We start from the raw sequence: 22,533 nt of genomic DNA, 5'->3' as shown, positions 1-22,533 counted from the left end.
TCCTTCCGGGCCGGCACCGTGCGGTGCCGGGCCCGCCGTGTCTCCCGGATCAGACGCGGGTGAGCGCCCCCATCGCCTGGGAGACGGCCTCGTCGACCAGATCGCGGATCTGCGGCCACCGGTCGTCCACACAGTCCGTGGGCATCACGGTCACACTGTCGGCGATCGACACCCCCGGCACGTCGCGCGCCCCCTCCGCCGTGGTCAGCCTCCCGTCCACGATGACCGCCAGCACGCCCGTGCGGGGTCGCCCGATCTCCTGGGTCACCACCGTGAGAGTCAGCACCGCCTCCCCCACGGCCAGCTCCAGGGTGCTCCACCAGTGCGCGGCGCCGGGTGTGAGCACGGCGCGCCCGGTCTCGGAGGGGCGATCGCCCTCCTCCGTGTCATCGAAGCCGCCCGAACGCACCAGGACCCGGGCCCCGGGATCCAGTGCGCGCAGGATGAGACCGACCGGCTCCCGGCGCGAACGCAGGTAATCGAGGATCCGGCGACGGGTCACCGCCGCCAACGGCGGCACCGGCCCCCGTGGCGGGGGCGGCGCCCCCGGCGGCGTCCAGCCGAGTTCGTCGCGCAACGCCGTCATGACCGCGCGGGCCATGGCGGAGACGGTCTCGGCCAGGCGTTCCTCGGGGGACAGGCCGGTGTGCGCGGGCGGGTGCGTCGGGGGCAGCGGCGGGAAGTCCGACCGGCGCAGTACCAGGGCGGCCGTCACCCACGGCAGCAGCCGTGGCGCCTCGCGTCCCTCGTCCAGCTCGGTGACGATCGCCAACGTCTCGATGTAGATCACCGCGGCCCGTACCAGGGGGTGACCCGGAACGGCGGCCGGATCGGCCACGAGGTGGGCGTACTCCAGGGTCAGGGGGTTCCTCGGAGCGCGGAAGGGGCCCGGGTCGGGCAGGGAGTGGACGAGTTCGGCGAGCTCGGCCGCGTACTCGCGGGTGAGCGCCCGCCCGGCCATTCCGTCCACCGTCGCCGACACCAGGAGGTCGGCGAGCGCGCCGTCGACGCCCGCCTCACGGATCCGGGCGCGGATCAGGTCCCGGCGCGCGGTCTCGCGCTCCTCGCGGGGCCAGGCCTGTCGATGCTCGGCCCAGATCCTGCGCAGCCGGTCGACATCGGTGAGCTCTTCGCGTACGCGGTCGGGGAACCGACCCGGGTCCGCGCTGAGACGTAGGGTATCCACGCTGTCTCCGTAGCCCGTGGACACTCGGGCGAAACATGACGGAGGGCCCCGGCCGTGTCCGCCACCGGCCGCGACCGCGTGTGAACCCTCGGCGGTCGGGGGAGTCGGATCACGGACGCCGACCGAGCAGCCGCATCGCCTTCTGCTTCTCGAAGTCCAGGGCGCGGGCCGGGGCGGGCGCCAACCGGCCCAGCCGCTCCCCGTGGGCGCGCACCCGGGTCAGCACCTCGGGCTCGGACAGCACGCGCAACGCGAAGGCCAGCGCCGCCGGCGGGATGTCGAACTCCCGCTCCAGGTCCAGTCCCATCGCGATGGTGCGCAGGTCCTCCTCGGTGAACCGGCGGTGCCGGTGTCCGCGTCCCGTGGGCTGCTCCTGGGTACGGGGCAACAGCCCCAGACCCTCCCGGTACCGGAGCATGCGCGGGGTCGTCCCCAGCCGTTCGGCCGCCGCCGAGATGGGCACGGGACCGCCGTGCGCGATCGTGGTGTCGTCCAGGGCCATGCAGCGACCCTAACCGAGCCCGCCCCCCACATCGACGCCATCTGACGTTCCATTGTCAGATTCGCTCCGATGTCGGGCCGGCGGGCCTAGAATCGGATGCGCTACGACCATCACGAGTGAGGAACGCATGGCTTTCGACTTCAAGGTCGCCGACATGTCCCTGGCCGACTTCGGCCGCGACGAGATCCGGCTCGCCGAGCACGAGATGCCCGGTCTCATGGCGACCCGCGCCGAGTACGGTGACAGCAAGCCGCTCCAGGGCGCCCGCATCATGGGCTCCCTGCACATGACCGTCCAGACCGCGGTCCTCATCGAGACCCTGGTCGCGCTGGGCGCCGAGGTGCGCTGGGTGAGCTGCAACATCTTCTCCACCCAGGACCACGCCGCCGCCGCGGTCGTCGTCGGTCCCGACGGCACCGTCGAGGACCCCAAGGGCGTCCCCGTCTTCGCCTGGAAGGGCGAGACGCTGGAGGAGTACTGGTGGTGCACCGAGCAGGCGCTCACCTGGCCCGGCGGTGAGGGCCCCAACATGATCCTGGACGACGGCGGCGACGCCACCATGCTCGTCCACAAGGGCGCCGAGTACGAGAAGGCCGGGGCCGTCCCCGACCCCTCCACCGCCGACAGCGAGGAGTTCGAGGTCGTCCTCAAGCTGCTCCAGGCGAGCCTGAAGCAGGACCCGGACAAGTGGACGGCCATCGCCGGTCGCATCAAGGGCGTCACCGAGGAGACCACCACCGGTGTCCTGCGCCTGTACGAGATGCAGCGCGCGGGCACGCTCGCCTTCCCGGCGATCAACGTCAACGACTCGGTCACCAAGAGCAAGTTCGACAACAAGTACGGCATCCGCCACTCGCTGCCGGACGGCATCATGCGCGCCACCGACGTCCTCATCGGCGGCAAGGTCGCCGTGGTGTGCGGTTACGGCGACGTCGGCAAGGGCGCCGCGGAGGCGCTGCGCGGCCAGGGCGCCCGCGTCATCGTCACCGAGATCGACCCGATCAACGCCCTCCAGGCCGTCATGGACGGCTACCAGGTCACCACCCTGGAGGACGTGGTGGGGACCGGTGACATCTTCATCACCACCACCGGCAACTTCAACGTCATCATGACCGAGCACATGACGGCGATGAAGCACCAGGCCATCGTCGGCAACGTCGGTCACTTCGACAACGAGATCGACATGGCGGGTCTGGCCAAGGTGCCGGGCATCGTCAAGAAGGAGATCAAGCCGCAGGTCCACGAGTGGACCTTCCCCGACGGCCACACCGTCCTGGTGCTGTCCGAGGGCCGGCTCCTCAACCTGGGCAACGCCACCGGCCATCCCAGCTTCGTGATGTCCAACAGCTTCACCAACCAGGTCATCGCGCAGATCGAGCTGTTCACCAAGCCCGACGAGTACCCGATCGGCGTGTACACGCTGCCGAAGATCCTCGACGAGAAGGTCGCCCGTCTGCACCTGGACGCGCTCGGCGTCAAGCTGACCGAGCTCACCAAGGAGCAGGCCGCCTACATCGGCGTGGACGTCGCCGGCCCCTACAAGTCGGACCACTACCGCTACTAGCGGACCCATCGACCTCCGGGGCCGGCGGGTGCCGGCCCCGGAGGCGTGCGGACGAATACGGGAACGGGCGGTCCATGACCGGGATTCCACACGAGGTGGCCGACCTGGCCCTGGCCCCGGCCGGGGTGCGCCGGGTGGCCTGGGCCGAGCGCTCCATGCCGGTACTGCGCAGCGTCCACCGGCGCTTCGCCGTCGAACGCCCCCTGGAGGGGATGCGCGTCGCGGCGTGCCTGCACGTGACCGCCGAGACCGCCAACCTGCTGCGCGTGCTGCGGGCCGGCGGCGCCGAGGTGGCCCTGGCCGCCTCGAACCCGCTGTCCACCCAGGACGACACCGCGGCCGCGCTGGTCGCCGAGTACGGGGTGGCGGTGCACGCCTGGGCGGGGATGGACCCGTCCGCCTACGACCGCAACCTGATCACTGTCCTGGAGACCCGGCCCCACCTGCTGCTCGACGACGGCTGCGACCTCGTCCACACCCTCCACGCCATCCGCCCCGACCTGCTCGAAGGCGTGCTCGGCGGCTGCGAGCAGACCACCACCGGCGTCATCCGGCTGCGCCGCATGAGCGCCGACGGCGAACTGCGCCTGCCCATGGTCGCGGTCAACGACACCGCCACCAAGCGCATGTTCGACAACCGCTACGGCACCGGCCAGTCCACCATCGACGGCATCCTGCGGGCCACCAACACCATGCTGGCGGGCCGCACCGTGGTCGTCGCCGGGTTCGGCTACTGCGGCCGCGGCCTGGCCGAACGCGCCCGCGGCATGGGCGCCCGCGTCATCGTCACCGAGGTCGACCCGGTCAAGGCCCTGGACGCGGTCATGCAGGGGTACACGGTCGCGACCATGGCCCAGGCCGCCCCGCTCGGAGACGTGTTCATCACCGTCACCGGCAACCGCGACGTCATCCGCGAGGAACACCTCGTCCTGATGCGCGACGGCGCCATCCTCGCCAACTCCGGCCACTTCGACCTGGAGATCGACCTGCCGGCCCTGGACCGGCTCGCCGTCACCGTCGACCGGGGGGTGCGCGAGCACGCCGACGAGTACGTGTTCGCCGACGGCCGCCGCGTCCTGCTGCTGTCGGAGGGACGGCTGGTCAACCTCGGCGCGGCCGAGGGACACCCGGCCGCCGTCATGGACCTGTCCTTCGCCGCCCACGCCCTCACCGCCGCCTGGCTGGCCCACGCCCACCCCGACCTGTCACCCGGTGTGGTGGAGGTGCCCGCCGAGATCGACACCGAGGTCGCCCGCCTCGAACTGGCCGCGCTGGGAGTGGCCATCGACACCCTCACCCCCGACCAGGAGTCCTACCTCCGCTCCTGGCACCCCTGATCCTCGGGCGGCCGTGAGCGTGGTCGAGGCCCCGATCAGCGGGTGGGGCGGTGGGCCTGCCGTTCGTGAAGGGCGATCTCGTGGCGGCGTCGGCGTTCGGCGAGCACGGCCGCGAGGAAGTACGGGGGTGTGACACCCGGCGGCGGGGGCGGGCTGATCTGCGCGGCCACCGCGTCGGCCAGCCGGATCCCCATCTCGTGGCGGGTGTGCTCGGCCAGCTCCGCGTAGCGCAGCACGTACTGCCGGGCCGCCGCCGCGGTCTCCGGGGACAACCGGGACAGCTCGACGCCCGACGCCCAGGCCGCCAGGTGCGGCGGCATGGGGATGACCTCCTCGCGGGGGCGACCCGTGCGCTCCTCCACGACCACGGTGCCCGCCAGGAAGTCGCCCACCCGGCGGCCGTCCCCGCTCAGCATCGACGTGATCAGCGCGATCACGCCCGTGGTCATCCAGATCTCCACGAACCCCGTCAGCGACCGGGCCAGCGCCTGCCGGAACCGCTCGGGGGACCCGTCGGTGCCCACCACGCGCAGACCCAGTGCCATCTTCCCCAGGGACCGCCCGCGCGAGATGGTCTCGAACGCCGTCGGATACCCCACGAAGATCAGGATCGTGCCGCCCAGGCCCACCGCCGCGGTCGCGGCGGGGTCCATGGTGGTGGCCATCCAGCCCACCAACAGGCCCAACAGGATGGCGAGCACGATCTGCACGATCGCGTCGAGGGCCAACGCCACGGCCCGGGTCGCGAACCCGGCCGGGCGCAGGTCGAGGACCACCGCGTCCCCCGTGACCAGGGGTGTCGTGCCGTACGCGTCGCCTCGGACCTCACCACCGCCGGGATAGGACACCGGTGCTCGCTCTCCCTCGGGGCCGAACGGGAATCTTCGCATCCGACACTACCCGCCACCCGGGTGCCGCGTTCCCACCGGCCACCGGATCGGATGCCGAGACGGTAGGGTCCCTTGCGTGGATATCGACGTTTTCGCCGCCGCGCACGCCCGGGACTGGGAGCGGCTGGACGCCCTGGTGCGCAGGCGCCGCTCCCTCGACGGCGCCGAGATCGACGAACTCGTCGACCTCTACCAGCGGGTGTCCACGCACCTCTCGGTGGTGCGCTCCTCCGGTCAGGACCCCGCCCTGGTGGGCCGGCTGTCCGCCCTGGTGGCGCGCGCCCGCTCGGCGGTGACCGGAGCGCACGCCCCCGCCTGGCGCGACGCGCTCGGCTTCTTCACCCGGGTCTTCCCCGCCATCCTGTACCGGCTGCGCTGGTGGTGGATCGGCATGACGGCCGGCACCGTGGGGGTCGCCGCGGCGGTCGCCTGGTGGGTCGTCGCCGACCCCGCCGTGATGCACGCGCTGGGCACCCCCGAGTACATCTCCCAGGTGGTCGAGTACGAGTTCGCCAACTACTACGTGGAGAACCCGCGAGGCTCCTTCGCGGCCCAGGTGTGGACCAACAACGCGTGGGTGGCCGCGCAGGCCATCGTGTTCGGCGTCGCGTTCGGGCTGCCGACCCTCTACGTGATGCTGCTGAACGCGGTGAACGTCGGGATGATGGCCGGGCTCATGATCGGCCACGGCAAGGCCGACGTGTTCTTCGGCCTGATCCTTCCCCACGGACTGCTGGAGCTGACCGCCGTGTTCGTGGCGGGCGGCATCGGCCTGAAGCTGGGGTGGACGCTCATCTCCCCCGGGGAGCGGACCCGGCTGCGCGCCTTCGGCGAGGAGGGCCGCGCGGCGGTGGCGGCCGCCTTGGGACTGGCGGTGGTGCTCTTCATCTCCGGCCTCATCGAGGGCCTCGTCACCGGCAACACGGTCGCCGGCCACATCCCGGTCCCGGTGGCGCTGGGCATCGGCGTGCTGGCGGAGGTGCTGTTCTTCCTGTACGTGTTCGTGGTCGGCCGCAGGGCCTACCTGGAGGGCGAGACGGGCGACATCAAGAACGCCCCGGCGGCGGTCCCGGTGGCCTGAGCGCCTTATCGGACAAGGCTCGCGCGTGGCAGGATCGGGGCCATGAGCGAGACTCCCCGATGGTTCAAGAGTTCCCGCAGCAACATGGCGTCCAACTGCGTCGAGGTCGCGATCACGGACACCCTCTCGTGGTTCACGAGCGGCTTCAGCTCCCTCAAGGGCGGAGACTGCGTCGAGGTCGCCTTCGCCGATGCCACGACCGTCCTGATGCGCGACACCCGGAACCGGGACTCCGCGGTGCTCTCGATCGGCTCCGGGGAATGGTCCGGCTGGACGCGGTCGGTGTCACGGGGCTGAACGCCCGAACGGTCACCGTCCGCCGGCGGCCCGGGACCGTTCCGCGCGTTCCCGGGCCTCCACCGTCTCGGGATGCTCTTCGCCCAGGACCTCCGCCCGCGCCCGCGCGACCCGCTCGAACAGCGCGCCGGCCCGGGTGTGCTCCCCGCGCCCGGCCGCGTTGAGGGCGGAAAGGTAGTCGGCGGTGATGGTCCTCGGATGCCTCTCACCCAGCAGTCGCGACCACACCCCGCGTGTCCACCGGAACCCTTCCTCCGCCCCGTCGTGGTCACCGCGGGCCATGAGGACGCAGGCGAGGTTCTCCCGTGCCTGAAGCGCGGTGAGCTCCTCCTCGTTCCCGACATGGGCCTCCCACACGTCGCGGAAGATCCGCTCGGCGGCGTCCAGGTCGCCGCGCAGCCCCGCGACCAGGGCGACCTGGTGCAGGCTGCTCAAGGTATCGGGGTGACCGGGGCCCAGCACGGCCTCCCGGTCCCCGTGGACCGAACGGAAGACCTCCTCGGCCTCCTCGATCCGGCCCAGGGCCCGGAGCGCGTCGCCCCGGGCGTGCCGGGCGGCCATCACCTCCGGATGGGTGACGCCGATGTCCTTCCCGGCCGCCTCCACCAACGCGCCCAGTGCCTCTTCCGCGGCTTCCCGATGGCCTGAGAGCATGACCGCGCGGAGGTTCGCCACGGCGGCCCGGACCACGGACGGGTGTGCGTCCCCTCGTATGCGGGCACAGGCGCGGCCCAGCGCCACGTGGGCGTTCGCCTCCAGGAGCAGGTCGTGATCGGCGTGCCGGCGCAGTAGTCCCTCGGCGATGCGCAGCGGGGGCGTCGTGTCGATTCCCGCCCGGATCGTCTCCGCCACCAAGGGGTGCATCCGCAGCGCGGTCTCCCCGCCGTGCTCGCCCAGGGCGACCAGGCCGTGCACGACCAGCGCGTTGATCGCGCGCGCCAGACCCACCTCGTCCAGCCCTTCCAGGGGCCCGGCGGCGAGCACGGACACCGGCAGGCGGCGCAGCGGCACGGGCACCGCGTTCGGGCCCAGCACCGCCAGCACCTGGGACAGCGGCTCCGCGTACGGCTCGCGTTCGGCCAACAGGCGCAGGGACAGGTCCCACACCCCCGACAGCGACCTCCGGTCGACGTCCTCCCCGGTGACGAACGGCGCGGCCAGTTCGTCCAGCCGGTCCACGCCCTCCTCCAGGTGCGCCGACAACGCTCGGGCGTCGGGGAACAGCACCCGGTGCGTGGCCAGGATGCGCCCGGCCAGCGCCAGTGCCAGCGGTACCCGGCCCAACCGTTCCGCCAGTTCCCCGGCGCCCCGAAGTCCCTCCAGGCCCGCGTGGTCGGCCAGCGCCGTCCCCGCCGAGCCCCCGCCCAGGGGTTCCACCCGGTGGATCCGGGCCGGCGTCCACTGCCCCGGATCGTCCACCCGCGTCGTCACGACCACGAACCCGCCCCGGCTCGCCCGCAGCCACCCCAGCTGATCGCCCGGCCGGTGCTCCGGGTCCAGTTCCTCCGGCCGGTCGGCGTTGTCGATCACCAGCAGCCACGGCCGGGGCGCGTGGTCCAGGTGCCGCCACACCCACCGCATCGCCAGGTGCCGGGTGGACCGCACCTCCTCGGCCTCCCGGCGCGACCCGCCCAGCTCCACGGCGACCTCGATCATGCTCGCCGCGACGTTCCCGGGCCGCACCCAGAACACCGTCCGTCCCTCGGCCCGCGCCCGCTCGGCCAACGCCGCCGCCACCGTGGTCTTGCCGAATCCGCCTGGTCCGGTCAGCACGTGCGGTACCGACGCCCCGGCCCGCATCTCCGCCACCAGGACGTCGAGCAGGTCGTCCCGCCCGCGCACGGTCGTCGCCGGCCGGGGCGGGTCCAGCGCCACGTCCGCCCCCGGCGGGGGAGCGGCGTGCTCACCGGCGTTGATGGTCACGTTGTGGATGTCGCGGGCCTGGACCAGCTGCCCGTACACGTCGCCGCGCGCGGCGTTGTCATGGCCTGGAGGGACGGTCATGCCCCCATACTGGCCGACCGCCCCTTCGCCCACCGAGGGCCCGCACGCCCCGAGACGCGGTGAACACGGGAAAGGGGCGGGATGGCCGGTTCCGGCCATCCCGCCCCTCGGGGCCCGCGGCCCCCTACAACCGTCCCTGGGCCTTGAGGTTGATGTACGCGTCCGCCAACGCCGGGGCGATGTGCTCGGGATCGGCGTCCACGACCTCGACCCCCGACCGGCGCAGCTCCGCCGTCACCCGGCGGCGCTCGCTCAGGGTGCGCTCCGCGGCGGCGGCCCGGTACAGGGCGCCGGAGTCGCCGCGTTCGGCGGCCATCGCCGCCACCGCGGGGTCCTCCACCGCCGCGACCAGCAGCAGGTGCCGCGAGGTCAACGCCGACAGCCGGGGCATCAGGCCCTCCTCCAACGCGGCCGCGTTGAGGTCGGTCAACAGCACCACCAGGGAACGGCCCCGTCCCTGGGCGCCCAGGACCGTGCTCACCAGGCCCGCCGGGTCGGACTCCAGCAGCTCCGCCTCCAACGGGGCCATGGCCTCCACGATCCGGTGCACCTGACTGCCCTTGCCGGACGCCTTCACCTGGGCCCGGACCCGACGGTCGTAGGCCAGGAAGTCGACCCGGTCGCCCGCCTTGCCCGCCAGCGCCGCCAGCAGCAGGGCCGCGTCCATGGCGTGGTCCAGCCGGGGGGTGTCGCCCACCCGGCCGGCGGAGGTGCGCCCCGTGTCCAGCACGATGAGGATGCGCCGGTCCCGTTCGGGACGCCAGGTGCGCACCACCACCCCGTCGCTGCGGGCGCTGGCCCGCCAGTCGATGGAGCGCACGTCGTCACCGGGCACGTAGTCGCGCAACGAGTCGAACTCGCTGCCCTGTCCGCGCACCATCGCCGTGTGCTGCCCCTCCAGCTCCCGCAACCGCGACAGCTTGCCCGGAAGGTGCCGGCGGCTGTGGAACGGCGGCAGGACCCGCACGGCCCACGGCGCCGACAGGGTGCGCTGCCGCCCCGCCAGCCCCAGCGGGCCGATGCTGCGCACCGTGACACCGGCGGCACGGGCGTCGCCCCGTCGGGTCGGGGTGAGGGTCGTCGTCACCCGACGCCGTTCGCCCGCGTCCACCCGCAGCGGACACGTGCGCGGCGCGGCGTGCGCGCTCGGCGGCCAGGCGTCGCGCACGCTCCCGCGCAGCCGACGTCCGGTGGGGTTGCTCACGAGGACCTCGACGAGGGCGGAGTCGCCCAGACGCAGCGACGTGTCGCCGGACCTGGACATCCGCAGCGCCTTCGGGCTCACCGCCAGCGCCACGTCCACGATCAGCGGAACCACCACGACGCCCACGGCGATCACCGCCGCCCACGCGCCCAGCAGACCCGAGAGGGCCACGGCGACCGTGGCCACACCCGCGAGCAGCACCGCCCGGCCGGTGACCACCATCAGCGCGGCACCGGGACGGAGGAGAGCACGCCCTCCAGGATCCCGTCGGTGGTCGCGCCCTCCAGCTCCGCCTCCGGGCGCAGCGAGATCCGGTGCCGCAGGGTCCCCTTGGCCAGCGCCTTCACGTCATCGGGGGTCACGTAGTCGCGGCCCGACAGCCACGCCCACGCGCGCGCGGTGCGCATCAGCGCGGTCGCGCCGCGGGGGGACGCGCCGAGCTGGAGCGACGGCGATCGCCGGGTGGCCCGGCACAGGTCCACGATGTACCCGAGCACCTCGGGAGCCACCCGCACGGTCTCCACGGACGACCGGGCGGCCCGCAGCTCGGCGGCGCCCGCCACCGGGGACACCCCGGCGGCCGCGAGGTCGCCCGGGTCGAACCCGGCCGCGTGCCGGCCCAGCATCTCCACCTCGGCGGCCCGAGGCGGCAGCGGCACGGTCACCTTGAGCAGGAAGCGGTCCAGCTGCGCCTCGGGGAGCGGGTAGGTGCCCTCGTACTCGACCGGGTTCTGGGTGGCGGCGACCAGGAACGGGTCGGGCAGCGCCACGGGGCTGCCCTCCACCGTCACCTGCCGCTCCTCCATGGCCTCCAGCAGGGACGCCTGGGTCTTGGGCGGGGTCCGGTTGATCTCGTCGGCCAACAGCAGGTTGGTGAACACCGGGCCCTTGAGGAACTCGAACTTCGCGGTGTGCTGGTCGTACACCAGCGACCCGGTCACGTCGCCCGGCATCAGGTCGGGGGTGAACTGCACCCGCTTGTGGTCCAGCGACAGCGCCGCCGACACGGTGCGCACCAGCAGCGTCTTGGCGACACCGGGCACACCCTCCATCAGCACGTGGCCGCGGCACAGCAGCGCCACGACCAGGGCGGTCACCGTCTCGTCCTGGCCCACGACGGCCTTGGCCACCTCGCGGCGCAGGGCGACCAGGGCCGCCCGTGCCTCGTCGGCCGATGGCAGTGCCTCGGGTGTGAAGGCGCTCACGTGCCGTCTACCTCTCTCGCTACCTGATGTGTCGCCGGCCCCCGTTGGGACCGGCGCTCCGTGTTCGATGTCGGGTGCCCGCCCGAGGGCGGCCCCGGGTCGGGGGGACGCGTCGGGTTCGGTGCCGGGGTCGGTCACCGCAGCCTCCGTCCGCGTTCGTCCAGTTCGGCGGCCAGCCGGAGCAGGCCGTCGTCGTCGGCCGTGTACGGGTCCGGCGTCGCCGGGTACAGCAGGTCGCGCAGCCCCCGCGGGTCGCCTCCGGTACGTTCGGCGACCGCCGCCACCACCGCTTCCGGGGAGGCGTCCGGCCCCAGCCCCAGCCGGACGGCGTGCCGCTCCAGGAAACCGGAGCGCAGCGCGTCCGCGGCCCGGTCGCGCGCACCGCGGGAGCGGTACAGGGCGGCCCGCCCCTCGGTGGTCTCCGAGGCGCGCACCACGACCGGCAGCGACTCGGGCACCAGCGCGCCCATACGGCGGCCCCGCCACAGCGCGAGCAGCACCAGGGCCGCCGCCAGCGGGAGCAGGGACCAGCGCAGGCCGGCCGGGAGCAGTTCCGTGATGGTCGCCCCGCCCTCCTGCCGCGGCGGGTCCGGACGCAGCCACACCACGGTTCCGGCGTCCATGAGGTTGAGGGCCAGGGCGGCGTCGCCGCCCCGGTCCAGCAGCCGGTTGCTCAACGGGTTCCCGTTGCCCAGCACGGTGGTGGTCGTACCGTTCCCGGCGACCTGGAGCAGGGCGTCACCGGCCTCCATCGGGTAGCAGCCGACCGCGTCGGCCCCCTGGGGCGCGGTGTACAGCTCGCCATGGACGTAGGCGGGGCCCGCGGCCTCGGCGGCGGGCAGGTCGCAGCGCGGTTCCACGGGGCGTTCCAGGAAGTCCGCGGGCAGTTCGCGCCCGGTCATCTCGACCCCCGGCGCGAACGCGGCCAGCGATCTGACGGACGGGCGCACCAGCACGGTGTCCACGTCCAGGTCGGCCAGCCGGTCCAGCTCCTCGGGGAGGAGCCGGTGGTCCATGAACACCACGAGCACGACGTCGTCACCGGCGGCGGAGACCTCCTCGACGGCGTCCTGGGAGGTGCGGGCCACCTCGACGTCACGGTCCTCGCTCAGCACGTTCACCAGGGCCCGGGTGCCGTCGGGCGCCACGCTCCCCGGTTCCAGGTGGCCGGTGGGGAACTGCTCGCTCCCCAACGACATCAGGATCGCCACCGTGATGAGCGCGGCGGCCAGGAGCGCGGGGAAGCGGGCGGCCCGCCAGAACCTCCGGGCACCCGAACCGTCGTGTGCGTCGGGGCCGACCGGACCGTTCCCGGAGGAGGAGGGGACGGTGGGAGGGGCCTCGGGGGAGAGGGCGGTCATCCTCGGGCCTCCTCGGTGTCCGGGGCCGGACGGGCGGCGCGCAGCCGGTCGTCCAGTTCGCGCAGGACGCGCGTGGTGTCGGCGGTCGCCGACCGGTCGCCGTAGACCACGTCGTTGAACAGGCGGGCGCCCTCGGCCAGTCCTCCGGCTTCGCCGGGCAGCACCCGGCCGGCCTCGTCGGCGAGTTCGGTCGCGGTGCGGCCGGCACGGGGGGAGATGATCGTGCGGTCCTCCAGATCGACGCTGATCGCGCGCATCCGTTCGGTGACGGCGGCGGCGTACTCGCCGTTCTTCTCGTGGGTCTCGGCGGCCGTCCGGTGATCGCGGGCCGAGAGCGGGACCCCCTCGTGGACCGCGCCCTCCGCGCGGCGCGTCCGGGACGGACGCAGCCACAGCACGAGCCAGAGCACCAGGAGGGCGATCACGACGAGCACGACCACGACGCCCCAGCCGCCACCGCCGCCGGGGACCGGGAACTCCAGGCCCATCAGCCATTCCATGAAGCGGTCCAGCAGGGACGGCTCCTGCTCCCCGTACACCGGGTCGCTCAGTTCCTCGATCGCACGACGCCGTCCCTCGTCCCCGGTCACCTCCCGGACGGCCGTGAACAGGGGGATCACGCGCGCGGCTCCGGCAGGTAGATCTCCGGTCCGACGTCGTGACCGGACAGGGCGGCGGTGTGCAGTCGCAGGTCCAGTCCCTCCCGGCGCATCCGCAGATCGACGTAGAGGAGGGTCGTCACTCCGACGGTGAAGGGTGTGGTCACCGAGTAGACCAGCACGTTGCCCACGTACATGACGGCACCCGAGGCGACCGCGGCCCACAGTTCCCCGGGCCCGACGAAGCTGGGAACGATGGAGACGATGCTGAACGGGGTGCTCAACAGGCTGCTGACGAAGAAGATGAGGACGAACGAGAGCAGGACGATGCCGAAGACCCGCCACCAACTCCCCTGGGTCAACCGCCAGGAGCGGGCCAGGGCCGCGCCGACGCCGACGCGTTCCAGGACCACGATGGGCATGGCGAAGTAGATCCGGATGAGGATCCAGAGGGCCAGGGCGCCGCCGCCGAGGAGCCCGACCAGCAGTGAGATGACGACGACGGCGATCCCGAGTCCCTCGCTGCCGGCGAACGACACGGCGACCCCCATGACCACGCCACCGATGGTGGCGCCCATGACGACCATGGACAGCCCCATGCCGATGAGCAGTTGGAGCAGGGCGAGACCGATGACGGGACCGATGCGCTCGCGGAACGCGGTCCAGGTCTCACCGGGGGAGAGCCTCCGCCCCAGGACGGCCATGCCGACCGTCGTCGTGAGCAGGCCGGTGAGGAACACGGTCCCGGCGTAGCTGATGAGGCCCCCGCCGTACACGGCGATGATCGACCACGCGCTGAAGGGCATCGGATCGTTGGGGTCGACCGACATCGGATCGTTCATCACCTGGTCGAGGAACGTCCCGTAGTCGGACATGTATCCACCGAAGCCGATGGAGCTGACGATGCTGGAGACCGCCAGGACGATCATCGACAGGCCGACCATCGTCTTCGGGTTGCGGCGGATGAGCGAGAACGCCCCGTTGAGGATGTCCCCGAGGGTCATCGGGCGCAGCGCCACCACACCGGGCTTGGGCACCGGGGGCGGGGCCTGGTGCCCGCCGCCGTATCCGTATCCCTGTCGTCCCTGACCGGCCTGCCAGTGCCCCTGTCCGGGCGGGCCGTGACCGGGCGGGCCGTACGCCTGCCCGCCGTTGCCGGGTGCGGCGAAGCCCCGCGCCGGGTCCTGCGGGTGTCCCGGCTGCGGAGGCCCGTACCCCGGAGGCCCGTATCCCCGGCCGGCCTGCGGGTCGGTGTACCCGTGCCCTGGCTGTCCGTATCCGGCCTGCCCGGGTCGCCCGGAGGGGGCTCCCGACCCCGGAGCCGCGAAGCCGGGCACGCCCGCGGACGCCCCGTCGGCGGGCGCGAAGGAGGGACGTTGCGGTTCCTGTGGCCCGGAGACCGACGACTCCCGTCCCGGCGCGGCCCAGGGGTCCGGCCCCGGGGCGTCGGACGTGGGCGATCCACCGTTCACGGGCTCCTCCGGGGTCTCCCCCGACGGGTTCCGGTGGTCGTCCTCCTGGGTCATCTGTTCCCGCCCTCCGTGAGGTTCGGTTACGCTGCGCGAGCGGTCCTCGGTGCGTTCTCTCCGTGTCGGACACCAACCTACCGGCCGGTTCCCCCGAAGTCGGGCGCGGTCCGGGCGGCTTCATGTGCAACCGACTCACTTCATTCCTTTTGTATGCTTTCTGTTACCAGCCGGTCGGATGCTCTCAAGAGTTCCATCGCCCTCCCGGCCAGGGCGGACGCCCGAAGCGGCCGAAAACGGCCTCTGAAGGCCCCAATGACATCGACCGCGCTTCCCACCGTTCCAAGAGATGGCAAGGTGGGAGGAGAATGACGGTTCCCGCGCCCAAGGACAATGACGGCGCACCCGAACCGAACCGACGACGTTCGAGTTCTCGATGAGAGAGGAGTAGGCGCCGAGAAACCGCCTCACCGGCGGTACCGACGCCCGGCGCCGGACACACCGATGAAGGGACGTGTACTGGTTGTCGATGACGACCTCGCCCTCGCCGAGATGCTCGGCATCGTGCTGCGCGGCGAGGGCTTCGAGCCCTCGTTCGTCCACGACGGCGACAAGGCCCTGGAGGCCTTCCGCGAGACCAAACCCGACCTGGTCCTCCTCGACCTGATGCTGCCCGGGGCCGACGGCATCGACGTATGCCGTCAGATCCGCGCCGAGTCAGGCGTCCCGATCGTCATGCTCACCGCCAAGAGCGACACCATCGACGTCGTTCTGGGCCTGGAGTCCGGGGCCGACGACTACATCGTCAAGCCGTTCAAGCCCAAGGAGCTCGTCGCCCGCATCCGCGTGCGACTGCGCCGCACCGAGGAGCCCGCTCCCGAGGTGCTCCAGATCGGCGACATCACCATCGACGTCGCCGGCCACGCCGTGCGCCGCGACGGTGAGCAGATCAGCCTCACCCCGCTGGAGTTCGACCTCCTGGTCGCCCTGGCCCGCAAGCCGCGCCAGGTCTTCACCCGCGAGGTCCTGCTCGAACAGGTCTGGGGGTACCGCCACGCGGCCGACACCCGTCTGGTCAACGTCCACGTGCAGCGCCTGCGCGCCAAGATCGAGAAGGACCCGGAGCACCCCGAGGTCGTCGTGACCGTTCGCGGGGTCGGCTACAAGGCCGGAACCGCCTGATACCCGCGAAGCGCACATGACCGCAGCAGCACCCGAGGAGGAACGGGGGGCCGCCGGCTCCGAGGGGGGACGGTCCGCACCGCCCTCCGGACGATCCGAGTCCGGGGGGCGTCGAACCGACCCCGGCTCGGGTCTCACCCGTGCCTACCTGTTCGCCCAACGGGCCGCCCGGGCCCTCGTCCGCGGTGCCCACACCAACTGGCGCCGATCCCTGCACCTGCGTGTCATCTCCACGACGCTGGTGCTGTCCCTGCTGGTCATGGCGGGCCTGGGCTACGTGCTCATCTCCCAGGTGCGCAGCGGACTCCTGGACGCCAAGATCGGCACCGCGGTCAACGATCACCGTGCCGGGCTCAACTACGCGCTCGCCGAACTCCAGGAGAACGAGACCGGCGACCGCGACCGGTTGATGTACAACATCGCCAACGAACTGGCCGACCGCAGCGGTGACACCGGCCTGTACGGGGTCGTCATCCTGCCCTCGGTCGACGACGAACTCGGCTGGGTCGGCGAGAAGCTGGAGGAGGCCCCGGACAAGAAGCTGGAGGACAGCGTCCCCGAGCGGCTCATCGACCAGATCCGCGACTCCATGGGCGACCAGCAGTACTACACCTACGCGCGGATCCAGAGCGACACCGACGGCACCGAGGACCCCGCCCTCGTCGTCGGCGCCGAGCTCACCCACGCCTACGAGCTCTACTACGTCTTCCCGCTCCAGCACGAGCAGGAGATCCTCGACCTGGTCCAGCGCACCGTCGCCCTGGTGGGGACCCTGCTGGTCATCCTCCTGGGCCTCATCGCCTACGTCGTCACCCGCCAGGTCGTCACCCCGATCCGCTCGGCCGCCCAGTCCGCCGAACGACTCGCCGCCGGAGACCTGTCCGAACGCATGACCGTCCAGGGTGAGGACGACCTGGCCCGACTGGCCGTGTCCTTCAACGACATGGCGGGCAACCTCCAGGAGAAGATCCAGGAGCTGGAGGAGCTCTCCAAACTGCAACGCCAGTTCGTCTCCGACGTCTCCCACGAACTGCGGACCCCGCTCACCACCATCAAGATGGCCGGTGACCTGCTCTTCGACGATCGCGACGAACTCGAACCCGCCATGCGGCGCTCCGTCGAGTTGTTGCAGAGCCAGGTGGAGCGTTTCGAGGAGCTCCTCGCCGACCTCCTGGAGATCAGCCGGCACGACGCGGGCGCGGCCACCCTCGGCATCGAACCCTCCGACATCCGTGACGCGGTGATGAAGGCGGTCGGCGACGCCGAGCAGATCGCCGAGAAACGCGGCATCAAGGTCATCATGCGCCTGCCCGCCGACCCCTGCGTCGCCGAGTACGACCCCAGGCGGATCAACCGCATCCTGCGCAACCTCGTGGTCAACGCCATCGAGCACAGCGAGGGCCGCGACGTCGTGGTCACCGCGGCGGGGGACCGCGACGCGGTCGCCGTCGCCGTGCGGGACTACGGGGTGGGCCTGAGGGAGGGGGAGGAGCACCTGTGCTTCGACCGCTTCTGGCGGGCCGACCCGGCGCGGGTGCGCACCACGGGCGGAACCGGACTGGGTCTGTCCATCGCCAAGGAGGACGCCACCCTGCACGGCGGCTGGCTCCAGGCCTGGGGCATGCCCGGGCAGGGATCGCAGTTCCGGCTGTCGCTGCCCCGCCACGCGGAGACCGAACTGCGCGGTTCTCCGCTGCCCCTGGTGCCGCCCGAGTTCTCGTTGGGCCGCGCCTACCCCCGCGAGGGAGAGGACACCACGTGAGCGCACCCCTCGACGACCTCCGCCGTTCGGTCGGCGCGCTCGGCGCCGCCGTCCTGGCCTGCCTCCTCCTGGCCTCCTGCGCCACCGTGCCGACGACCGGGCCGGTCGTCCAGGGGGAGGGCGGCGCCAGTACCGCCGACCCCTACGGCGGTTACGTGCGGCTGCTCCCGGCGGGCCCGCAGGACGGCATGAACCCCGACGGGCTGGTCGGCAGCTTCCTCAAGGACATGGGCAGCTTCGAGGAGGACCACGAGGCGGCCCGCAGCTACATGCTGTCCGAGACCCGGGAGGAATGGGATCCGGACGGTTCCGTCAAGGTCTTCACCGACCTGGACACGGTCGACCTGGAGGCGGACATCGCCGAGGACGGGCTGACCGCCGTCGTGAGGATGCGCAGCCCTCTCGTGGCGACCATCGACGGCGACGGCAAGTACCGCTCCGGTACCCCCGGGGTGATGATGAACGAGCAGTTCACCCTGGCCCGTGAGGGCGAGGACCCCGAAGGGGAGTGGCGCATCCGGGGCCTGCCCGACGAGCTGATCCTCAGCCAGCTCGACGTGGAGCGCACGCACCGGCCGTTCAACCTGTACTACTTCAACCCCGAGGGCACCGCGTTGGTGCCCGACCCGATCTACCTGCCGGTGAGCACCGACCGGATCGCCGAACGCCTGATGCGCAGGCTCATGCAGGGCCCCACCTCGTGGTCCGAGCCGGCCGTGCGCTCGGAGTTCCCCGAGGGCACCCGCCCGACGGTGCGATCGGACGCCGAGAGCGTCACCGTCGAGGTCACCCGGATGGGCGACGCCGACGAGTTCCGGATGGGCGCCCAGATCGCCTGGACACTGCGACAGCTCCCGGACATCCAGGAGTTCACCCTGGTGGTGGACGGGGACGGGGTGGCCTTCGCCGGCGCGGACGGCGACAGCGTCGACCGGCCCAGGCCCGCCAGCGGCTTCTGGCTCGGGGTGAACCCGGGCGCGGTCCTCCAGAGCGTGAACGCCTACTACGCGCACGAGGGCCAACTGTGGTCGGCCTCGGAGTGGGCCACCGAAACGTTCGGGGAGGCCGAACGGGTGCCGGGGCCGCTGGGCGCCGGCGACGTCCCATTGGACCGGTTCGCGGTTTCGGTGGACGAGAGCACCATCGCCGGTGTCACCCTCGGCGGCGACACGGTCGTGACCTCCCTCGCCGCACCGGGGGCGGATGTCGTGGAGGTCCTGGACGAGGGGATCTTCACCGAGCTGTCCTGGGACATCGACGGGAACCTGTGGGTCGTGGAGGAGTTCGGCGAGGACGCGGAGGAGGGCGAGGGCGACGCCGAGGGGGCGGAGACGGTCGATCCGGAGACCCCGGTCGAACCCCCGCCCCCCGCCCCCGGTTCCTCCGCCGTGTGGGTGCTCCGCGACGGTGACGAGGTCGTCCGGGTGGACGTCGCCGACCTGCGCGACGAGTCGCTGGTGCACTTCCGGATCTCCCGTGACGGTGCCCGCGCGGCCGTGGTCACCGAGGTCGACGGGCGTCGCTCGCTCAAGGTCGGCCGGGTGGAGATCGGCGCGGACGGCCAGGTGTCGGTGGGCGACTTCGTCGTCCTGGCAGGCGAACTGGCGGACGTCTCCGAGATCTCCTGGCGCTCCGCCGACCAGTTGGCCGTCCTGGGGCGCCGCGAGGGCGGCACCGACCAGGTGTTCCTCGTGGCCCTGGACGGGGGCAGCCCGCCCTCCAGCGCGGGCAACTCGGTCACCGGGCTGGTCACCGTTTCCGGGGCACCCGGCCAGCCTCTGGTGGCCGGTACCGACGACGGCAACATCTGGATCTCCAACGACAGGTTGAACTGGAAGAACGCCGGGGAGGGCGGCTCGCCCGCCTTCCCGGGCTGATCCGTCCCCGAAGCACCCTGATCATCGACCCCCGACCCGCTCCGGGACGCCTCGCCACGGCGGGGACGGGTCCGCCTCGATCACCGGGGCCCTCGCCCGCAAAGGCGAGGGCCCCGCCGTCGTTCGCGCGTCCCTTCCCGCAGGGGCGGTCCCGGTGGGGACCGGCCCGGGTGACGGGGGCCCCGGACCGTCCCGAGCGGTCGTACGAGTGCGGGGAGGGTTCTCCACAGGCCGGGATCGGGGGTGGCGGGCCGGGGGCGGCCGGCCGATCCTGAGGACATGGACGTACGAAAGGCCCTGGCCGGGGCGCTGTCACGGATGTGGGCGGCGTTGCTCGACCTGCTCCTTCCCCGTGCCTGCGCGGGGTGTTCGGGGCCGGCGGGACCGCTCTGCGGTGCGTGTCGGGGGCGGTTGCGGCGCAGGCCGCACCGGTGCGCGCCCCGACCCGGCTGCCCGCCGGTCTGGGCCGCCGGCCCCTACGCCGGACTGCACCGGCGGGTACTGCTCGCCTACAAGGAGGGGGACGACGCGCTGGCCGCCGTGTGGGGTGAGCGGTTGGCCGCGGTCTGCGAGGCGAGCGGCCTGGTCGGGCCCGGGACCCTGCTCGTCCCCGTGCCCGGACGGGGACCGCCGCACGACCCGCGGGCACCCGTGGCCAGGGTCGTGGCCGCCTGCGGCGGCCGGACGCTGTCACTCCTCCGCCATCGGGGCCGGACGCGTCGACAGGCCGGCCTGGGACGCCGTGAACGCCTCACCAATCGGGTGGGCGCGTTCCGGGCCGACCGGGTCCCCGCCTGGGCCGTGGAGGGGCGTGTGGTCGTGGTCGACGACGTCGTCACCACCGGGGCGACGGTGGCCGAGGCGACGCGGGCGCTACGGGCGGCGGGACTGCGCGTGGTCGGTGCGGTGACGCTCGCGGAGCGGTTCGTCGACGGCGAGGGGGAGGCCGGGGAGAAGGTTTTACGAACACCCTCGAAACGATGAAAAGTCCTTGTGTACAGGGGTTCGCGCTGATTTTCGAAGGCGTGGGGACGGGATCCCCACCTGACATCCTCGCCAGGACAGGTTACGGTCACCGTATGGCACCCGTCCGGGTCCGTGGTTGCGTCGGAGTTTCGGTGTCCCCGGGAATACCGGGGCACTCCTCCGGCAAGCCGATGCCAGGCGCAGGCGAAACGGCCCACGTAAGGCGACTTTTCGTCGACCGATCACGGTGCGCCTTAGAGGTAAGTCCTGCCCCGCGGAGGGTCCCGATGTCCCTCACGACAGGGAGAAGAGCAGTAGTCGCGGATAAGAGCGGCGACACTCTCAGCAGGCGGATGTGGGGACGAAGACCAGGTCGGCCGGACGGGTGGCATCCCATCGGGGGGTTCGCCAAGGGCGAGCCCCCGACGGGTCGTTCCCTGCCCTCCCAGGGCCCACCGCGCCCGGAGGGCCGGTCCCTCGCGGCGCCCTCGTCCACGGTCGCCCCGTCCCGTTTCCGGGCCCGCGTCCTTCTTCCCGGTTCTTCCAGTTCAGAGGTCCCTCCGATCACGTGCCCGTGACGCGTGATGACCGTGTCTCTGATGGGTATACGCCTTTTCAACCGAGACGTGATCCGCGCAGAACCGGATCACCCGCAGAAGGGGGCTGAGAACACGAGATCCTTCCGTCCCCCGAACGACGGAAGGTCCAGCAGCCGGCATGGCCGCCGCTTTCTCGGCGGCCACGCGATGAAGGGGGTCCTATGGACATCATCGTCAAGGGTCGACGCACCGGTGTGAGCGACAAGTTCCGACAGCACGTCGAGAACAAGCTCGACAGGCTCTCCAAGTGGGAGAAGAAGGGCATGACCGTCGATGTGGAGGTGTCCACGGAGCGCAATCCCAAGCTCGCCGACGTGAAGGAACGCGTCGAACTGACCATCCGCTCCAACGGCAACGGTCCCGTCGTGCGCAGCGAGGCGGCCGCCGTGGACCGGCACGGCGCACTGGACATCGCCATCGACAAGATCGAGGCGCGCCTGCGCAAGGCCGCCGACCGCCGCAAGGTGCACCGGGGCAGCAGGGCACCCGTCTCCGTCGCCTCCGCGACCGCGAACCTCCCCGGAGACCTGCCCCAGGAAGTGACGACCGCGCAGGCACCCCCGGCCCGGCGCACCGCGGAGGAGGAGATCGACTCCGTCTCGACCGATGACCGCTTCTCCGATGAGTTCGTCGAACTCGACACCCAGGGGGACGTCCCCCTCATCGTTCGAGAGAAGACCCACCAGGCCAAGCCCATGAGCATCGACCAGGCCCTGATGGAGATGGAACTCGTCGGCCACGACTTCTTCCTCTTCCACGACGAGGTCAAGGACGCGCCGAGCGTCGTCTACCGCCGTAGGGGCTTCAACTACGGGGTCATCCGCCTCGTCGACTGATACGTATCCGCCCCGTCCCCCACGGAGCCCGTACACGGGTGCGGCGGACCTTCCGGCCCGCCGCACCCCGAATGTTCAGGACCTCCCCGCCCGCCGCTCCCGGCGGAGGCGCTGCTCCTCGCGGAGCCTGCGCAGTGAGGTGTCGTGCGGTTCCTCCGGTTCCACCGAAGGGGAGTCCAGCACCACGTCGCTGAAGATGTCGGTGACCGCCGCCAGCACCACCGCCGCCACCAGGAACACGCCGGCGACGATCGACAACCACACCGTCATCCCCTGTGCGACGGCGATCCCGCCGAGCGTGAAACCGACCAGGGCCAAGGCCACCACCACCCACGACGCCGCCCTTCCCCGGTGCCGTCCGGTCGGTGCCAGACTGCCGCCCTGTCGTTGGAAGCCCCGGATCCGCTGATCGTGGTCGGGACGATGGTGTTCCCACTCCAGGCTCGCCTCGGCCGACGACGGATGTCGTCGCCCCTCGATCAGGTCGTCGAGAACCTCGACGGGGCTTCGGGGCGACGGGGCCTCGTGCCCTCCTGTCCGCGTGGACCTTCTGCTCATGCGCATGGTGATCCCCCCTGGGCGCGTCTCGCGTCCGACGGGCCCGACCGCTCCGGT

The 22,533-nt window shown here is 72.1% G+C and carries 19 protein-coding genes; 9 read left to right on the top strand and 10 right to left on the bottom strand.

The genetic code is table 11. The features are described from left to right. Window positions 1–49: 49 nt before the first annotated feature. Window positions 50–1,186, bottom strand: coding sequence for a hypothetical protein (locus tag PWG71_RS06475; protein WP_274808614.1), 1,137 nt, complete (start codon window positions 1,184–1,186; stop codon window positions 50–52). 109 nt (window positions 1,187–1,295) lie between these two features. Next, window positions 1,296–1,688 (bottom strand): MerR family transcriptional regulator, encoded by a 393-nt coding sequence (locus PWG71_RS06470; protein WP_274808613.1) that lies wholly within the window; start codon window positions 1,686–1,688, stop codon window positions 1,296–1,298. A 127-nt stretch (window positions 1,689–1,815) separates the two neighbouring features. Between PWG71_RS06470 and ahcY the strand changes: the two genes are divergently transcribed. Then, complete coding sequence (gene ahcY, locus PWG71_RS06465) at window positions 1,816–3,252, top strand: adenosylhomocysteinase (protein WP_274808612.1); 1,437 nt, start codon at window positions 1,816–1,818, stop codon at window positions 3,250–3,252. A gap of 74 nt (window positions 3,253–3,326) precedes the next feature. Then, the gene (locus tag PWG71_RS06460) at window positions 3,327–4,589 is read left to right on the top strand and encodes an adenosylhomocysteinase (RefSeq protein ID WP_274808611.1); all 1,263 of its coding nucleotides are present in this window, start codon (window positions 3,327–3,329) and stop codon (window positions 4,587–4,589) included. 35 nt (window positions 4,590–4,624) lie between these two features. Here the strand turns inward: PWG71_RS06460 and PWG71_RS06455 are convergent, their stop codons facing one another. Beyond that, on the bottom strand, window positions 4,625–5,437 hold the full coding sequence (locus PWG71_RS06455; protein WP_274808610.1) for an RDD family protein: 813 nt from the start codon (window positions 5,435–5,437) through the stop codon (window positions 4,625–4,627). Window positions 5,438–5,555: 118 nt separating this feature from the next. On the opposite strand from PWG71_RS06455, the gene PWG71_RS06450 reads away from it, so the two are divergent. Further along, window positions 5,556–6,560: a stage II sporulation protein M gene (locus PWG71_RS06450; protein ID WP_274808609.1), complete on the top strand. Its 1,005-nt coding sequence runs from the start codon at window positions 5,556–5,558 to the stop codon at window positions 6,558–6,560. A 42-nt stretch (window positions 6,561–6,602) separates the two neighbouring features. Next, entirely contained in the window at window positions 6,603–6,857 is a 255-nt protein-coding gene (locus PWG71_RS06445; RefSeq protein WP_274808608.1) for a DUF397 domain-containing protein, read from the top strand. Between the two features lie 12 nt (window positions 6,858–6,869). On the opposite strand, the gene PWG71_RS06440 is transcribed toward PWG71_RS06445, so the two are convergent. The 6 genes from PWG71_RS06440 to PWG71_RS06415 all read right to left on the bottom strand — a co-directional run bounded on the left by PWG71_RS06440 (window position 6,870) and on the right by PWG71_RS06415 (window position 14,756). After that, window positions 6,870–8,861, bottom strand: coding sequence for a tetratricopeptide repeat protein (locus PWG71_RS06440; protein WP_274808607.1), 1,992 nt, complete (start codon window positions 8,859–8,861; stop codon window positions 6,870–6,872). 124 nt (window positions 8,862–8,985) lie between these two features. Next, the gene (locus tag PWG71_RS06435; protein ID WP_274808606.1) at window positions 8,986–10,287 is read right to left on the bottom strand and encodes a DUF58 domain-containing protein; all 1,302 of its coding nucleotides are present in this window, start codon (window positions 10,285–10,287) and stop codon (window positions 8,986–8,988) included. Beyond that, entirely contained in the window at window positions 10,287–11,270 is a 984-nt protein-coding gene (locus tag PWG71_RS06430; protein WP_274808605.1) for an AAA family ATPase, read from the bottom strand. The genes PWG71_RS06435 and PWG71_RS06430 overlap by 1 nt, the downstream gene beginning before the upstream one ends. 134 nt (window positions 11,271–11,404) lie before the next feature. Next, entirely contained in the window at window positions 11,405–12,631 is a 1,227-nt protein-coding gene (locus PWG71_RS06425) for a DUF4350 domain-containing protein (RefSeq protein WP_274808604.1), read from the bottom strand. Continuing rightward, window positions 12,628–13,251 (bottom strand): DUF4129 domain-containing protein, encoded by a 624-nt coding sequence (locus PWG71_RS06420; RefSeq protein ID WP_274808603.1) that lies wholly within the window; start codon window positions 13,249–13,251, stop codon window positions 12,628–12,630. The genes PWG71_RS06425 and PWG71_RS06420 overlap by 4 nt, the downstream gene beginning before the upstream one ends. Beyond that, window positions 13,248–14,756: a glycerophosphoryl diester phosphodiesterase membrane domain-containing protein gene (locus PWG71_RS06415; protein WP_274808602.1), complete on the bottom strand. Its 1,509-nt coding sequence runs from the start codon at window positions 14,754–14,756 to the stop codon at window positions 13,248–13,250. Before PWG71_RS06415 ends, PWG71_RS06420 begins: the two co-directional genes overlap by 4 nt. Before the next feature lie 444 nt (window positions 14,757–15,200). Between PWG71_RS06415 and mtrA the strand changes: the two genes are divergently transcribed. From mtrA to hpf, 5 genes are all read left to right on the top strand, one after another. Further along, window positions 15,201–15,878 (top strand): MtrAB system response regulator MtrA, encoded by a 678-nt coding sequence (gene mtrA, locus PWG71_RS06410; RefSeq protein ID WP_073376517.1) that lies wholly within the window; start codon window positions 15,201–15,203, stop codon window positions 15,876–15,878. Window positions 15,879–15,894: 16 nt separating this feature from the next. Next, window positions 15,895–17,640 (top strand): MtrAB system histidine kinase MtrB, encoded by a 1,746-nt coding sequence (mtrB, locus tag PWG71_RS06405; protein WP_274808601.1) that lies wholly within the window; start codon window positions 15,895–15,897, stop codon window positions 17,638–17,640. Then, window positions 17,637–19,517 (top strand): LpqB family beta-propeller domain-containing protein, encoded by a 1,881-nt coding sequence (locus PWG71_RS06400; protein WP_274808600.1) that lies wholly within the window; start codon window positions 17,637–17,639, stop codon window positions 19,515–19,517. Before mtrB ends, PWG71_RS06400 begins: the two co-directional genes overlap by 4 nt. A gap of 279 nt (window positions 19,518–19,796) precedes the next feature. Then, a complete protein-coding gene (locus PWG71_RS06395) occupies window positions 19,797–20,501 on the top strand; it encodes a ComF family protein (protein ID WP_274808599.1) in 705 nt (234 codons plus the stop codon). A gap of 742 nt (window positions 20,502–21,243) precedes the next feature. After that, window positions 21,244–21,918, top strand: coding sequence for a ribosome hibernation-promoting factor, HPF/YfiA family (gene hpf, locus PWG71_RS06390; RefSeq protein WP_274808598.1), 675 nt, complete (start codon window positions 21,244–21,246; stop codon window positions 21,916–21,918). Between the two features lie 75 nt (window positions 21,919–21,993). Here hpf and PWG71_RS06385 read toward each other — a convergent pair whose 3' ends face one another. Further along, window positions 21,994–22,476: a hypothetical protein gene (locus PWG71_RS06385; RefSeq protein WP_274808597.1), complete on the bottom strand. Its 483-nt coding sequence runs from the start codon at window positions 22,474–22,476 to the stop codon at window positions 21,994–21,996. Window positions 22,477–22,533: the final 57 nt, after the last annotated feature.

The sequence above is a fragment of the Nocardiopsis sp. N85 genome (assembly GCF_028882275.1).
GTDB classification, from domain to species: Bacteria; Actinomycetota; Actinomycetes; order Streptosporangiales; family Streptosporangiaceae; genus Nocardiopsis; species Nocardiopsis lambiniae.
The sequence above is the reverse complement of the archived record's forward strand: the minus strand, read 5'-3'. Positions and strand labels throughout refer to the sequence as shown.

Coding starts and splice junctions, on each gene's coding strand:
- PWG71_RS06470 (WP_274808613.1), bottom strand. CDS start 1,688: ATGGCCCTGGACGACACCACGATCGCGCACGGCGGTCCCGTGCCCATC.
- ahcY (WP_274808612.1), top strand. CDS start 1,816: ATGGCTTTCGACTTCAAGGTCGCCGACATGTCCCTGGCCGACTTCGGC.
- PWG71_RS06460 (WP_274808611.1), top strand. CDS start 3,327: ATGACCGGGATTCCACACGAGGTGGCCGACCTGGCCCTGGCCCCGGCC.
- PWG71_RS06445 (WP_274808608.1), top strand. CDS start 6,603: ATGAGCGAGACTCCCCGATGGTTCAAGAGTTCCCGCAGCAACATGGCG.
- PWG71_RS06440 (WP_274808607.1), bottom strand. CDS start 8,861: ATGACCGTCCCTCCAGGCCATGACAACGCCGCGCGCGGCGACGTGTAC.
- PWG71_RS06435 (WP_274808606.1), bottom strand. CDS start 10,287: ATGGTGGTCACCGGCCGGGCGGTGCTGCTCGCGGGTGTGGCCACGGTC.
- PWG71_RS06425 (WP_274808604.1), bottom strand. CDS start 12,631: ATGACCGCCCTCTCCCCCGAGGCCCCTCCCACCGTCCCCTCCTCCTCC.
- PWG71_RS06415 (WP_274808602.1), bottom strand. CDS start 14,756: ATGACCCAGGAGGACGACCACCGGAACCCGTCGGGGGAGACCCCGGAG.
- mtrA (WP_073376517.1), top strand. CDS start 15,201: ATGAAGGGACGTGTACTGGTTGTCGATGACGACCTCGCCCTCGCCGAG.
- mtrB (WP_274808601.1), top strand. CDS start 15,895: ATGACCGCAGCAGCACCCGAGGAGGAACGGGGGGCCGCCGGCTCCGAG.
- PWG71_RS06395 (WP_274808599.1), top strand. CDS start 19,797: ATGGACGTACGAAAGGCCCTGGCCGGGGCGCTGTCACGGATGTGGGCG.
- hpf (WP_274808598.1), top strand. CDS start 21,244: ATGGACATCATCGTCAAGGGTCGACGCACCGGTGTGAGCGACAAGTTC.
- PWG71_RS06385 (WP_274808597.1), bottom strand. CDS start 22,476: ATGAGCAGAAGGTCCACGCGGACAGGAGGGCACGAGGCCCCGTCGCCC.